Consider the following 14,954-nt stretch of genomic DNA (forward strand, 5'->3'; position numbering starts at 1 on the left):
CCACCTTTTCCCTGATGTTTAATGATTTTGTTTTAATTGAAGCGCACTAATGACATCAAATTCATCCTTGAGTTTGTCATAGAGACGCTCATATAAGTAAAACAGTTCTATGTATGTTTCATTGTTCTCCATATTGGGTTCATGACGGGCAGAGATTCGAATCCAATCTTGAACCTCTTCTATCTCTTCCATATAACCTAAACTATGAAGTGCGAGGACAGCCGCCCCAAGTGCTGATGCCTCGTAGCTTTCTGGAACAAGTACTTCCCTGCCCATCGTATCCGCTAAAATTTGCCGCCACAGCGGAGATCGCGCAAATCCGCCCGACGCCCTGACATCCTTAGCTGAACCGGTTAAATCCCTTAAGGCCACACCGATTGAGAAAACACTCATAATGACGCCTTCTAACACAGCTCTGATAAAATGCTCCCGCTTATGCTGAAGACCAATCCCAAAGAAAGTGCCTCTCGCATTTGGATTCCAATAAGGTGCTCGCTCACCTGTTAAAAATGGCAGAAACAGCAGCCCCTCTGAGCCGGCTGGAACTTTTTTCGCAATGTCAATCATCAGGTCGTAAGGGTCCACTCCAAGGCGCTTTGCTACCTCTACCTCCGAGGATCCAAATTCATCCTTCAGCCATCTCAGCATGATCCCGCCATTATTCGTCGGTCCTCCAACCACCCAATGCTTATCAGTCAGCGCATAGCAGAACGTTCTTGATTGTTCATCTGTTATTGGTTTGTCCACGACCGTACGGACTGCACCGCTTGTCCCAATCGTGACAGCCACCTCACCTTTTCCAATCGCTCCCACACCTAAGTTCGCTAGAACCCCATCATTCGCACCAACAACAAATGGTGTATCTTCCGCAATGCCCATTCGCAGGGCGATCTCTGGCTGAAGCCCTCTCAGCTGATACGTCGTGGGAACAAGTTCAGACAATTGATCAGCCTCAATTCCAGCAATTCGCAGCGCCTGCTCATCCCATTGAAGCGTTTCCAAACGGAACAGGCCCGTTGCTGAAGCGATTGAATAATCGACGACATACTGACCGAAGAAATGATAAAGAATATATTCTTTGATGGAAATGAATTTCGCTGCCTTCTTGAAGACATCAGGTGCCATTTCCTTGATCCACCGTATTTTTGAAAGCGGTGACATTGGATGAATCGGCGTGCCGGTTCTTTTATACACTTGGAAGCCGTCCATGTCTGAAGTGATTCGCTTGGCTTGTTCTGCACTTCTGTTATCTGCCCAAATGATACTGTTCGTTAACGCCTTGCCATCCTTATCCATCACAATCAAGGAATGCATCGCTGTACTAATCCCGACGCCTATGAGATGTTTTGCATCAAATGCTGCTTTCGTCAACGCACCTCTTACACTTGCAATGACGGCTTCTAATATATGTTCAGGGTCCTGTTCAACCCATGCTGGCTGGGGCTGAATGAGATCATAAGGAACCGAATGCTTTGCTATCACTTTCCCCTGTGGTCCAAACAGAACCGCCTTTGTACTTGTTGTTCCAATATCCAAACCAATTACCGCCTGGTTTCCCTTCATCTGTATCACGCCCAATCATTGATTTGAAATCATATTTTATTGTTTTGATATACCTGTTAAATCCCATTATAGGAATAATTTTTTCGACATTCAACGACTGAAAAGAAAATTATTTTCACTTAAAAGCTCAAAATCGTTACCACAACGGCATTTTTCACTAATAGAAAAATTTATTTTTGAAACCATTACACCCTTTTTTGTGAAATGGTTTCTCTCATTTGTTTTAAATTGGTTAAAGTTTCCTGCTGTCTTAAGTGAGCAAGTGCAAAGTATAATACGTCAATGACAGTGAGCTGAGCAAGTCTTGCAGACATCGCTTCTGTTCGAAAAGCCGTTTCCTGTGTCGAAGTATACAACGTGACATCGGCAAGCTGGCTCAATGGGGAGCGCTGATAACTTGTAATACCGATGGTTTTCGCTCCTTTTTCCTTTGCTGTTTTCATCGCATCGAGTAAATCTTTATTACGGCCGGAATGAGATATACCGATCACTGTACTGTGCTGGTCGAGAAGACCGGCAGACATCGCTTGAAAATGAGAATCGGTGTGAACAATACAGTTGATGCCTGTCCTCATAAATTTATGAAAAGCGTCTGTTGCAATGAGGCCGGACCCGCCACTCCCATAAAACTCTAAGCGCTTTGCTTCATGAATGATTTGAATGGCTTTTTCTACATCCTCTGGATTCAGTAATTGAAAGCTATCCTTTAATGCAGATATATTCGCCTGAAAAACCTTTTGCATAAAAACGGCCGTATCATCATCAAGACTCATTTCTTCATCTACATAATCAGGCTTTGTTTGATCTATTTCCTGGGCAATTGCAATCTTCAAATCTTGAAAGCCCTCAAATCCAAGCCTTTTACAAAGACGAAAAATCGTTGCCTCTGAGCTCGCTGTCTTTTTGGCAAGCTCGACAATAGACAAATGAATAATGTCGCCGGGTTCACTCGTAATATGTTCTGCAATTCCTTTCAGCTTTGGCGGCAATCCTCTGCTTGCTGCTCGTATTTTTTCAATACTACTTAAACTGACAGAAGCCAATTGACTTCACTCCTTCCTTATTCATGTGAGCGCATACATTTCCTCATGTTCCCATCTTATAAAAAAGAAGCCTGTTTGCACAGACTTCTTTTTTTATGAATTCATCGTTTTGATCAATAGATCAAAACAGATTTACTCAAAATTTTATAATATACACTTTTAGCTCAATAATCTACCACATTATTTTTAACTTCATTTTCTGTATTTCTTTCCAGGAATCTTAAGCATTTTACCCTTATTTCTTCTAAACTATCACTTAATTCTTGTGGTATTAAACTTTCTACATCTTCAAGTTCTGTTCCCAAATGAAGTATATTTATCAGTTCTTCATTTATCCCTTTCTTCTTTAAAACATCGATTGTTCGTGGACTGAACATGAGCTTTTCCGCTTCTTCTATAGTGATTAAACCTTCTTTTAGCGACATGATTATACCAATGATATTTATAACAATAATCCTATCTAAATCTTCATGTGAAGAATATCTTAGTTCTATTTTATTCATAAATCATTTCACACTCCAACCTTTTTTAACTTTCACATCATACACCAAACCAGATTTACTTTGAAAATAATGTACAGAAACCTTTTTTCCGTCTTTATAGCCATCTTTATATACTTTTTTCCAAGTCCCTCCTTCAATCTGTTTTAACTCGGATAACAACTTCTTATTATTTACTGTAACTTTTTTAGTCCCATTTTGAACAGCTTTAAAACCAGCAGGATATTTAGGGGCATATTTTATTGATTTATACAAATGTTTACTTGCTTTCACCCCGTTTACAAAAATAGTTCGAATGACAAGACCCCATACAGCATCGGCTTCTTTATAACCAATTTGGACACTTTTGTCTCTTGAAGAAGCCTCTCGATTAATATTGAATGTTACAGACGGTGAAAATAACGATACAATTAAAGTAAAAATAATGAGAAAAGGGATACGTCTTTTCAATTTAAATTACCTCCTAATATTAACTATATAAAAAATAATATAACATAATAGGAATGTTATAACTATTTCATTCTGTAGAAAATTAAAATGAATCTTTATACTGTTTAAAAGATATCTCTGTCTTTTAACATCTTATTTATTACAATATAAATTCATAAAGTAATGAATAAAAAGAATATCCACTCCTCGGAGATAAAAATTAATGTTTACGTCCACAAAATATTCACTAAAATCTAATCATCTAGCGCAAAGACAATATCATTTAACCTACCGAAATATTAAAAGGCCCTTTTCAACTCATTTTTTCATAAAATCGAATTGGTATGATTCTTCTGAATCTTTTCCCCCTCTCACTCGTATATACTAAAAGAGTGATTGATTTGAAAGGAGATCTGTTTGTGGGATATATTTTGTTATTTTCGGTTGTGATCGGTCTTGTCTTGACCCTTTTGCTCACACCGCTCAGGTTGATCGTTAGAAAGAAAGGGACAGAACAGCAGGTGCCGCTCATGTGGATTGCTGGCCTTGCTTTGCTGTTCATGATCGGTATTTTTGTTTTCTATTACATCACCAATTTAGACCGTAACCCTTCATCTCTATGGCTGATTGGACTTGTTGTGACAGCAGCAGGCGCCTTTTTGTCGGTTGGATTGGAGCGTAAAATCAAAGGAGTGCTGTTTCTTATTCTATTGCTGCTCGGTGTTTACATGGCGACAGCTTTTCTATTCAATGCGAATGAGAAATTCGATGTCTCCAAAATGGAGCAAAAAGTAGAAATCAAAGCGTTTGATGAGACAGAAACACCTGCGAGTGTGCCGCCTCAATTTGCCCGGAACAAAATGAAGAAATCGTTCGGACAGGTGCCAAACACAAGCTACTATGAGCTTGGCAGCTTGCAAATTCAGAAGGTCAACGGTGAGTATGTATACATCGCTCCAGTGGAGTTCTCGGACTTCTTTAAATGGATTCGTGCAGGCAGCACGCCGGGTTACTTTACATTAAGTGCGACCGACTCCTCTGCTAATCCAAAGTTCGTGAAGACGGAGATGGTCTATACGCCTTCCTCCTATTTCAACAAAGAAATTGAGCGGCATATCCGTCTCCAGTACCCAGATTTGATTTTCTACGGCGGTACACAGCTGGAAATCAATGATGACGGCAAGCCTTATTACATTCAAACGTATGGCGATTTCATCTCTGCCCGAAACGGCTTTAAAGCTTCCGGTGTCGTCGTTGTTGATGCCAAAACGGGTGCAACGAAGAAATATGCTCTAGATCAAGTACCTGCCTTTATCGACGGTGCTGTTTCACCAGAGGCGGTCAGTCTGCAAAACAGCTATTTCGGAAACTATATTCACGGATTCTGGAACAGTATGTTTGGAAAGTCAGATGTAAAGCTGCCTTCAGATGAAGGAACGGAAGCCAATGTGAGCCCGGTATTTGATTCAAAAGGAGATATGTATTACTTCACAGATTTCACAAGTCCGAAAGAGGGCGTTGATTCCATGCTCGGATATGCCCTGACCAATGCCCGAACAGGAAAAGCGACTTATTATACCGGAAATCTTGAAGAATCCTATATGGATTCTCAGGGCGCTCTGCAAATTATTGAGAAACGATTCATCGAGAAGAAATGGAAAGGGCGCATGCCGATTCTCTATAATTTCTATGGAGAAGCCAGCTGGCTCACACCGGTTCTCGATTCAAATGGATTCCTGCAAAACTACTTTATCGTTTCTGCAGCCAATCCAGAAATCGCTGCGTATGCTTCTACACCAAACGAAGCACTGAGAGCCTATAAGACAGCTCTTCAAAAAGGCGGCGGTACCGTTAACAGTTCCTCTAAGCAGGAAAAGAAAGAAGCGGCAGGGAAGGTCAAACGAGTCTACAAAGAAAAGACCGGTGATTATACAACCGTCACCTTCCTGCTAGACGATGGAAAAAGCTACACTATGTCATCTGAAAAGGAACCTCTCGTCATTTATTTAAAAGAGGGCGATCAGGTCACCATGAAATATACAGATACAGGTGAGATCTTCCTTCCAGTCGATGAAATCAAAATTAAAGGGTTATAAAAAAAGAAGCTTCTCCTATTACGGAGAAGCTTCTTCTTTCTCTTTCCTTAACAATTCAACGAGCAATTCCTTATTTTTATTTCCCCCGGTCATCGGTGACTCGACATAGGAGAACTTTCGTTTGAAATCCATGCCTCTGACAGAAATAACAGCCAATTCACCGCCAATGCTGCCTCGCTGGAGGACATATTTAGATAAAACAGAAAGACCCATTCCATGGATCACAGCTTCTTTAATCGCTTGATTGCTGCTAAAGGTCACAAAGGTTCGCGCTTTCAGTCCATTTGATTTCAGGACATGCTGTAAATATTCTCCTGTCCCTGATCCCTCTTCTCTCGTAATCCATGTTTCGTTTTGTAATTGATCAATGGTGACATCTTTTTTCTTGGCAAAAGGATGATCTAATGGCGCCACAATATAAAGTTCGTCCTCTAGAAAAGTTTCTACAGAAAGCTCCTTGTCATTGGTCTGTCCCTCGATCAAACCGATGTCGACATGGAATAAACGGACATGTCTGGCGATCGCCTCTGTATTATCAATGACCACCTCAATATCAACATGCGGATAGAGCTGATGAAACTCTGCCAATATTTGCGGCAGCACATACTCACCAATTGTGAAGCTCGCCCCGATGGTCAGCTTTCCTCTTGCCAAATGATGATGCTCATAAATGTCCTGCTTCGCCTGTTCATAGAGACGAATGATTTGTTTTGATCGATGGTACAGCATATCCCCAGTTGGTGTAACGGTTAATTGCTTTGGTGAACGATTCAGCAGAACGGTCTGGAATTCCTGCTCCAAGTTCTTAATATGAAGACTGACACTCGGCTGAGAAATTCGCAGCTTTTGGGCTGCTTTTGTAAAGTTCTTCTCCTCCACCACTGTCACAAATGTCTTCAGTGCATCGTAATACATCGGTCCCTCTCCTATCAGAAATCTTAATCCAACACCTTACCTATATATATCTTACTAATTCCTCTCCAGCACGTAAAGAACCGCCTAAACGAAAATAATTTAATAAAAATATTTACTAATTTTTTTAAAGACTCTATACTAAGAGGAGATATTTCCTATAGGAGGTGCTGATTTGGCAGCTAAAATAAAGGACATTGCAGAAAAAGCAGGCTTATCCATTGCAACGGTATCTCGCGTACTGAACCAAGATCCCAACCTATCCGTCACCGATCAAACACGCGAAAAAGTATATGCCGCCGCAGAAGCTTTGTCCTACCAAAAGAAGACATTCAAACATTCATTAAAAAAAATCGCCTTTCTCTATTGGATGACCGAAAAGGAAGAGCTTGAAGATATTTATTTTAAATCCATTCGACTCGGCATTGAGGAACTCACCAATACTCGGAGCTTAAATGTCACCGCTTACAATCCGTCTGATGGGCTTCATTCCATTGATTCTGCTACAGAAGGAATCATCGCCATCGGCCGCTTTAAAACGTCAGAGCTTGACCAATTATATGCGATCACTCCGCATATTGTCTTTATTGATACAACGCCAGATGAAGACCGTTTTGATTCTGTAAAGCCGAACCTGAAACGAATTGTTGAAAAGATCATCGATTCCTTTATCGAAAAAGAGCACCAATCCATTGGATTCATTGGCGGTACAGACCTTGATCTCAATACGAACGTGCACATTCCAGATATTCGTGAAACGACTTTCCGTGAATACATGATAACCCGCCATATGCTTGATGAGCGATTGGTCTATATCGGCCATCATTTCTCAGTAGATGAAGGCTACTCGCTGATGATGAAGGCGATTGACGAGCTTGGTGATGATCTGCCCACCGCTTTTTGTGTCGCTAGTGACCCTCTTGCCATCGGCTGCTTACAAGCATTAAATGAGCGCGGATTTTCTCTGCCGAATCGCGTCAGCGTCTTTAGTATCAACGATATTCATGTGTCTCAATATGTGTCGCCGCCGCTCACCACGTATCACATCCATACGTCATTACTTTGTGAGACAGCGATCGATTTACTTTTAGAAAGACTTGTGGATGGCAGAACATTGCCTAAGACTGTTCTGATTGCCTCAGAGCCTGTCTTTCGAAAAAGCACCATATAAACAAACTGGAAGTCCTGCCAAAGTGGAGGGCTTCTTTTCTCTCTATACGAGTAAAAAATTTTACTTAATAAATTTAATAAAATATGTTTACTTTTTTTACTTAAGTTGATATTCTCACATTAAGAAAGCGTTTTCTTATCATCTGTGAAAAAAGAACGAGAGGGGATTACCAATGAAAAAGGGAAAATGGGCGACATTATCAGCAGTCGTTGGTACTGCTGTGCTTCTGCTTTCAGCATGCGGGCCAGGAGATGACAATTCAAGCGGGACACAGCCAGCATCTACAGGTACAAAGACCTTGCTAGTATGGGAGGATGTCAAAAAGTCTGATGGGATTCAAGACGCTGTGAAAGAATTTGAAAAACAAAACGATGTGAAAATCAAAGTGGTCGAAAAAGCGTATGCCGACCAAATCGAAGCTCTCCGCCTTGATGGAGCAGCCGGGACAGGCCCAGACGTCATCACGATGCCTCACGATCAAATTGGATCAGCCGTCACTGAGGGGCTGTTACAGGAAATCAAGCCTGATCAAAAAGTGATCGATTCCTTTACAGACGAATCCATTCAATCACAAACGGTAGACGGCAAGCTGTATGGCCTTCCGAAATCCGTCGAAACGACAGTGCTTTTCTATAACAAAGACCTTGTCAAAAAGGCACCAACTACACTTGATGGCTGGTATGACCTTTCGAAAAAGCTGACAAAAGACGGGAAATACGGTTTTGTAGCGAAATGGGATGAAATTTACTATGCACAAAGTGTGTTAGGCGGGTCAGGGGGCTATATTTTCAAGCAGAAAAGCGATGGCTCTTATGATGTCAATGATATTGGTCTTAATAACGATGGCGCCATCGAAGGCGGAGCATACATTCAAAAATTCTTTAGCGAAGGACTTTTCCCGAAAGGCATCATTGGTGAACAAGGAATCAATGTCCTCAACTCCTTATTCACAGAGAAAAAGGCAGCAGCTGTCATTTCTGGTCCATGGTCATTTGGTCCATATAAAGAAGCTGGAATTGACTATGGCGTAACAGAGCTGCCAACACTCCCTAACGGAAAGCATATGAGCTCATTCTTAGGTGTAAAGAGCTACAACGTCTCCTCTTATTCTAAAAATAAAGAACTTGCTGAGAAATTTGTTGAGTTTATCACGAATGAAAAAAATTCGAAGAAGCGATTCGAAGTGACAGAGGAAATTCCACCAGTGAAAAAGCTGATGAAAGATCCAATCATTACTAAAAACGCAAATGCGGATGCTGTTTCAAAACAAACAAAATATGCCACGCTGACACCGAATACCCCTGAAATGGCAGAGGTGTGGAAGCCGATTGACAGCGCATTAGGTCTCATTGCAACCGGCCGGACAGATGTGAAAAAGGCATTTGATGATGCCGTCAATCAAATCGACTCTCAAATTAAAGCAAACCATTCAAAATAATCATCAAACACGGGTAGCCTTTAAGTCTATCAAGCTGCCCGTATTTGAGCTAATTTCATATGAAGTAGGTGTTAGACGTGACGGGTAACCTTGAACTAGACCGCACACACATAGTGGAATCAAAGACACACCGGAGACGGGCGCTAATGTTCTCTCTTATACCCGGGATGGGGCAGATGTACAACAAGCAGTACGGCAAAGGGGCACTTTTTTTCCTGTTCGGTGTTTCTTTTTTCATCGTATTTTATGATTTATTCAATATTGGCTTCTGGGGGCTGTTCACACTTGGTACGATGCTGCCTCGTGACAATTCTGTTTTTCTTTTGGCAAAAGGGATTATTGCGCTGTTAACAGCTGGTTTTGGTATCGGCTTTTACGTACTCATGATGCGTGATGCTTTTATGAACGGAAAGAAACGTGATCAAGGGGTTCCGCTCCATTCCATCCGAGCTCAATATCATCAACTGATCGACCAAGGCTTTCCTTACTTAATGAGCACTCCTGCTTTCTTTTTACTTCTTTTTTCTGTTGTCTTTCCTATTATGTTCAGCTTTGCGCTTGCCTTTACGAACTACGATTTATACCACTCGCCTCCTGCCAATCTGATCGATTGGGTAGGGATCAAGAACTTTCAAAATATCTTTTCAATTGATATTTGGAGAGACACTTTCATTGATGTACTTGGCTGGACCGTCGTATGGACGCTCGCTGCTTCGACCCTTCAATGTGCTGTCGGCATCTTTCTAGCGGTTCTGCTCAATCAGAAGGATTTAAAAGGAAAACGTTTTTTTAGAACCATTTTGATTCTCCCTTGGGCTGTTCCGGGTTTTGTGACCATTTTGGTGTTTGCCGGACTGTTCAACGATACATTTGGAGCCATTAACAACACACTTTTTGCATCGATTGGAATTGATCCAAAACCATGGCTGACAGATCCATTTTGGAGCAAAATTGCCCTCATTGCGATGCAGACTTGGCTTGGATTTCCTTTTGTTTTCATTATGACAACCGGTGTTCTGCAGGCGATTCCAGAGGATCTATACGAAGCTGCGACCATTGATGGGGCAAACTTCTTTCAGAAATTCCGGTCCATCACGTTACCGCTTGTCCTTTATTCCATTGCGCCTATATTAATCACGCAATATACGTTTAACTTTAACAACTTTAATATCATCTACTTATTTAATGGCGGAGGACCGCCTGTCGCTGGCTCAACTGCTGGGGGAACGGACATCTTGGTTTCTTGGATTTACAAACTCACGATGCAGTCTTCTCAATATGCACTTGCTGCCGCTGTCACGATTTTACTTTCAATCTTTGTCATCGCCATTGCACTCTGGCAGTTTAAGAGAACGAATTCATTCAAAGAGGAGGACATGATGTGATATGGGATCAAAACAAAACAAGCTCATTCGCCTGAGCATCACATATTTTATCCTTTTCATTGCCTCCATTTGTATTCTATATCCACTGCTTTGGACGATCGGTGCTTCCTTTAACCCTGGGAACAGCCTCATGAGTACAAGCATGTTTCCGAAGAATCCAACGTTCAGCCACTTCACAGAACTCTTCTTCGGTCAGGGGGCACTTTATGCAAAATGGTATTGGAACTCAATGAAGATCAGCATTGCGACTATGCTCTTAACGTTGATACTTGTCAGCTTTACAGGTTATGCCTTTTCTAGGTTCCGATTCAAAGGACGCAAGAATGGACTGATGCTCTTTTTGCTGCTGCAAATGATTCCTCAATTTTCAGCGCTGATTGCCATTTTTGTATTGGCTCAAATGCTTGGACTCATTAACAGCCACCTTGCCCTGATTTTGATTTATGCAGGTGGACAAATTCCGATGAATACGTATTTAATGAAAGGCTATCTTGATGCGATTCCAAAGGATCTCGATGAATCAGCCAGAATGGACGGCGCAGGGCATTTCCGGATTTTCATCCAAATTATTATGCCGCTCGCCAAGCCCATCTTAGCTGTTGTCGCAATCAACTCATTTACAGGTCCACTGGGTGATTTCATCATTTCCAGTGTCATTGTCCGCTCACCCGAAATGTATACGCTCCCAATCGGTCTGTACAATCTTGTGTCAGATAAAATGGGTGCCAGCTACACGACCTTTGCAGCCGGGGCTTTACTCATTGCAATTCCAGTTGCTTTATTGTTTCTTGTTTTACAAAAACAATTTGTATCCGGCCTTACACAAGGCGGGACAAAAGGATAAGGGGAGATTTGATGAAGAAATGGTTGCTTGTCACTGTTGTCGTTTTCTTTCTGATGGGATTAGGTATTCTGCCTGAAGCAAGGGCCGATACGATTTCTGTGAAACCGATCAATGGCCTGCAAGGTGATTTCATCAAGGGAGCCGATATCTCTATGCTTGCAGAAGTAGAGAAAAGCGGCGGCAAATACTACAACCAGAACGGACAGCAGGTTGATCCGCTCAAGCTATTAAAGGATAAAGGCGTCAACTATGTGCGTGTCAGACTGTGGAACCATCCATATGACAATCAAGGCCGAGCCTATAACGGCGGCACAAATGATCTCAATACAGCCATCGCTTTATCGAAACGTGCAAAAGCACAAAACATGAAAGTGCTGCTTGATTTTCACTACAGTGATTTCTGGACTGACCCCGGTAAACAATTCAAACCGAAAGCGTGGGCATCCCTCTCACAAAACGATTTAGAAAAAGCGGTCGGCACTTACACAGGCGATGTGCTCAAAGCGATGAGAGCGCAAAATGCCTTGCCGAATATGGTTCAGGTTGGGAATGAGTTGAACTCAGGTATGCTGTGGCCAAACGGAAAAAGCTGGGGTGAAGGCGGTGGTGAATTTGACCGGCTCGCTGCTCTGCTAAAAGCTGGCACAAATGCCGTCCGCTCTGTCGATTCAAACATCAAAATCATGCTTCACCTTGCGCATGGCGGAGACAATGGTGCATCCCGCTGGTGGTTTGATGAAATCACAAAACGAGGTGTCTCATTCGATACGATCGGTTTATCTTATTACCCGTATTGGGACGGCGGCTTTAGCGGTCTTACGTCCAATATGAATGATATTAGTGCCCGCTATAACAAAGACGTGATCGTGGTGGAAACTGCTTACGGCTTTACGACAGCAAACGGTGACAACCTAGATAACTCATTTAACCAAGACTCTGTCAATACAGCCGGCTATCCAGCCTCACCTCAAGGCCAGGCATCTTTTATACGAGATCTATCCGAAAAAATTTCACAAGTAAACAACAACCGCGGGAAGGGGTTCTTTTATTGGGAGCCGCTTTGGATTCCAGCGAAAGGTGCTCCGTGGTCTAGTCAATACGGGCTGGCTTACATTCAAACAACCGGGACTGTCGGAAATGCGTGGGAAAATCAAGCGATGTTCGATTTCAACGGAAAAGCACTGCCATCTCTTGATGTATTTAAACAAATGACACCGTAACTAAAAGGATAGGACGTGACAAAATGGGAAAGCGTTACCCACTCGTTCACCCAAATGTGAAAGGCTTTTTGCATGGTGGCGATTACAATCCAGATCAATGGCTCCATATGCCAGAGATCATAGACGAAGATTTTCGATTAATGAAGCTTGCACACTGTCAAACATTCTCCATCAACATTTTCGCATGGAGTAAGCTAGAGCCAAAAGAAGGTCAGTATGACTTTGGATGGCTGGATGACATCATGGACCGCTTAGCAGCGCAGGGGGCACACGCCATTCTCGCAACGCCAAGCGGGGCAAGACCTGCTTGGCTGTCACAAACATATCCAGAAGTATTGCGCGTCGAAGCGAATCGTCAGCGTAACTTACATGGACTGCGCCATAATCATTGCTTTACCTCTCCGGTTTATCGAGAAAAAACGAACGCACTCAACCGGCTGCTGGCGGAACGCTACAAGGATCATCCCGCACTGATCATGTGGCACATTTCAAATGAGTACGGCGGCGAGTGTCATTGCGACCTGTGCCAGGAAGCATTTCGAGACTATTTGAAGGACAAATACAATCATGATCTTGAGGCTTTAAATCAAGCATGGTGGACAGGATTTTGGAGCCATACGTATAGTGATTGGTCACAAATCGAGTCACCTGCACCGCATGGGGAGCACATGATTCACGGCATGAACCTGGATTGGAAGCGCTTTGTCACAGCACAAACGATCAATTTTTATCAAAATGAAATTAAGCCGCTGCGGGAATTGACGCCTCATATCCCAGTAACCACGAACTTTATGGGCGACTATCCGCATATGCGTCCATTCCTTGGGCTGGATTATCATCAATTTGCAAAAGAGGTCGATGTGATCTCATGGGATAGCTATCCTGCTTGGCATAGCGGCAGAGAAACAACGGCCGAATTAGCATCAAACGTTGCCTTTGTACATGATTTGTATCGTTCCTTAAAGGACGGACAGCCGTTTCTCGTCATGGAGAGTACGCCTAGCCTTGTAAACTGGCATGAAGTGAACAAGGTCAAACATAAAGGCATGGCACACCTTTCTGCCATGCAGGCAATTGCTCACGGATCAGACTCCGTGCTTTATTTCCAGTGGCGGCAAGGCCGAGGCGCCTCTGAGAAATTCCACGGTGCCGTTGTCGATCATTCTGGCCATGAACATACGCGTGTGTTTCAAGAGGTAGCTGATCTAGGGAAACAACTGGAGCAGCTGCAGCCAATTGCGGGCACGTCCGTTCAGCCAGAGGTCGCCATCATTTACGATTGGGAAAATCACTGGGCCATTGATGATGCGCAAGGCTTAAATAACACAAACAAACGCTATGTAGAGGCTTGTCAAACTCACTATCGAAGCTTTTGGAAAAAAGGCATCCCTGTTGACATTGTCGGAATGGAAAAAGATTTCTCATCCTATCGTGTGCTCATTGGGCCAATGCTCTACATGATCAAACCAGGCGTTGCAGAAAAAATTGAAGCCTTTGTCAAAGAGGGCGGCATTTTTATCGCGACTTACTGGAGCGGCATAGTCGACGAAAATGATCTCTGTTTCCTCGGCGGTTTTCCTGGTCCTCTCCGCCATGTACTTGGCATTTGGGCAGAGGAAATCAACACATTGATGCCTGATGAACATGTGTTAATGACCACAGGGAATGGACGCACCTATCATGTCGGACAATACTGCGAATCCATACACCCTGAGACGGCCTCTGTGCTAGGGCATTTTGAGAATGGCTGCTACGAAGGACAGCCGGCCCTGACTGTCCGTTCATTAGAAAGAGGGAAAGCATACTATATGGCCTCAGAAAATGATCAGGCTTTTTATGATGAATTTTACGAAGACCTTATCGCAGGTATTGGCATACAGCCCGTCCTATCCACTGCAATTCCAGAAGGAGTCAGTGTACAAAAACGAACAGACGGTACGCAGGACTATGTGTTTTTGATGAATTTCACAGAAGAGCAGCAGAACATATCACTAGATTCAGAGGCAAGTTATGAGAATATGCTGACTGGACAGCAAGTGTCTGAGCAGCTTCAACTTGATCCTTACGAGTATGTCATCTTGAAAAAATAGTTGAAAGAAGCGTCCATTTATTGGGCGCTTTTTGATTTAATAAGTCTAAATACCCATATTAATCATTGTGAACTTTAATCGTTATTTTTATCTAAATTTTTTTACAATATTTGATGCCGCGACACGACTGGTCTCTCCATCCTTTTTTACCATTGTATAGGTATGAAAGCGGTTGCTTCTTACTCATAAATTTGATACCCTTTTTTTTCAATGCAGCTGTGGGAATGCATTGGATGAAAAGTATAGACAAATGTAAACGGTTT

Annotated in this window: 12 protein-coding genes; 7 read left to right on the plus strand and 5 right to left on the minus strand. The window is 42.6% G+C overall.

Annotated elements, in window-relative coordinates:
• Window positions 1-18: 18 nt before the first annotated feature.
• The 4 genes from gntK to NSU13_RS18190 form a co-directional block, all read right to left on the minus strand.
• Complete coding sequence (gntK, locus tag NSU13_RS18175; RefSeq protein ID WP_024423954.1) at window positions 19-1,563, minus strand: gluconokinase; 1,545 nt, start codon at window positions 1,561-1,563, stop codon at window positions 19-21.
• 185 nt (window positions 1,564-1,748) lie between these two features.
• Window positions 1,749-2,606 (minus strand): MurR/RpiR family transcriptional regulator, encoded by an 858-nt coding sequence (locus NSU13_RS18180; RefSeq protein WP_024423955.1) that lies wholly within the window; start codon window positions 2,604-2,606, stop codon window positions 1,749-1,751.
• A gap of 164 nt (window positions 2,607-2,770) precedes the next feature.
• Window positions 2,771-3,109, minus strand: a complete 339-nt coding sequence (locus tag NSU13_RS18185; RefSeq protein WP_098677071.1) for a DUF3969 family protein — start codon at window positions 3,107-3,109, stop codon at window positions 2,771-2,773.
• Window positions 3,110-3,112: 3 nt separating this feature from the next.
• Window positions 3,113-3,556, minus strand: coding sequence for a hypothetical protein (locus tag NSU13_RS18190; RefSeq protein WP_024427564.1), 444 nt, complete (start codon window positions 3,554-3,556; stop codon window positions 3,113-3,115).
• 398 nt (window positions 3,557-3,954) lie between these two features.
• Between NSU13_RS18190 and NSU13_RS18195 the strand changes: the two genes are divergently transcribed.
• Window positions 3,955-5,631 carry a hypothetical protein gene (locus tag NSU13_RS18195; protein WP_197197534.1) on the plus strand — a complete coding sequence of 559 codons (1,677 nt, stop codon included), beginning with the start codon at window positions 3,955-3,957 and terminating at the stop codon, window positions 5,629-5,631.
• 18 nt (window positions 5,632-5,649) lie between these two features.
• On the opposite strand, the gene NSU13_RS18200 is transcribed toward NSU13_RS18195, so the two are convergent.
• Window positions 5,650-6,546 (minus strand): LysR family transcriptional regulator, encoded by an 897-nt coding sequence (locus NSU13_RS18200; protein ID WP_046312694.1) that lies wholly within the window; start codon window positions 6,544-6,546, stop codon window positions 5,650-5,652.
• 172 nt (window positions 6,547-6,718) lie between these two features.
• Here NSU13_RS18200 and NSU13_RS18205 point away from each other — a divergent pair, with 172 nt between their 5' ends.
• The 6 genes from NSU13_RS18205 to NSU13_RS18230 all read left to right on the plus strand — a co-directional run bounded on the left by NSU13_RS18205 (window position 6,719) and on the right by NSU13_RS18230 (window position 14,691).
• Complete coding sequence (locus NSU13_RS18205) at window positions 6,719-7,714, plus strand: LacI family DNA-binding transcriptional regulator (protein ID WP_034281400.1); 996 nt, start codon at window positions 6,719-6,721, stop codon at window positions 7,712-7,714.
• Between the two features lie 172 nt (window positions 7,715-7,886).
• On the plus strand, window positions 7,887-9,152 hold the full coding sequence (locus NSU13_RS18210) for an extracellular solute-binding protein (RefSeq protein WP_046312690.1): 1,266 nt from the start codon (window positions 7,887-7,889) through the stop codon (window positions 9,150-9,152).
• Between the two features lie 167 nt (window positions 9,153-9,319).
• Window positions 9,320-10,537 carry a sugar ABC transporter permease gene (locus NSU13_RS18215; RefSeq protein WP_285854721.1) on the plus strand — a complete coding sequence of 406 codons (1,218 nt, stop codon included), beginning with the start codon at window positions 9,320-9,322 and terminating at the stop codon, window positions 10,535-10,537.
• 1 nt (window position 10,538) lies between these two features.
• Window positions 10,539-11,381 (plus strand): sugar ABC transporter permease, encoded by an 843-nt coding sequence (locus NSU13_RS18220; RefSeq protein ID WP_012011808.1) that lies wholly within the window; start codon window positions 10,539-10,541, stop codon window positions 11,379-11,381.
• 11 nt (window positions 11,382-11,392) lie between these two features.
• On the plus strand, window positions 11,393-12,601 hold the full coding sequence (locus NSU13_RS18225; RefSeq protein ID WP_342489702.1) for a glycosyl hydrolase 53 family protein: 1,209 nt from the start codon (window positions 11,393-11,395) through the stop codon (window positions 12,599-12,601).
• Window positions 12,602-12,624: 23 nt separating this feature from the next.
• The gene (locus tag NSU13_RS18230; RefSeq protein ID WP_065214991.1) at window positions 12,625-14,691 is read left to right on the plus strand and encodes a beta-galactosidase; all 2,067 of its coding nucleotides are present in this window, start codon (window positions 12,625-12,627) and stop codon (window positions 14,689-14,691) included.
• Window positions 14,692-14,954: the final 263 nt, after the last annotated feature.

The organism is Bacillus sp. FSL M8-0049, assembly GCF_038593355.1.
In the GTDB taxonomy this organism is placed as follows: Bacteria; Bacillota; Bacilli; order Bacillales; family Bacillaceae; genus Bacillus; species Bacillus safensis.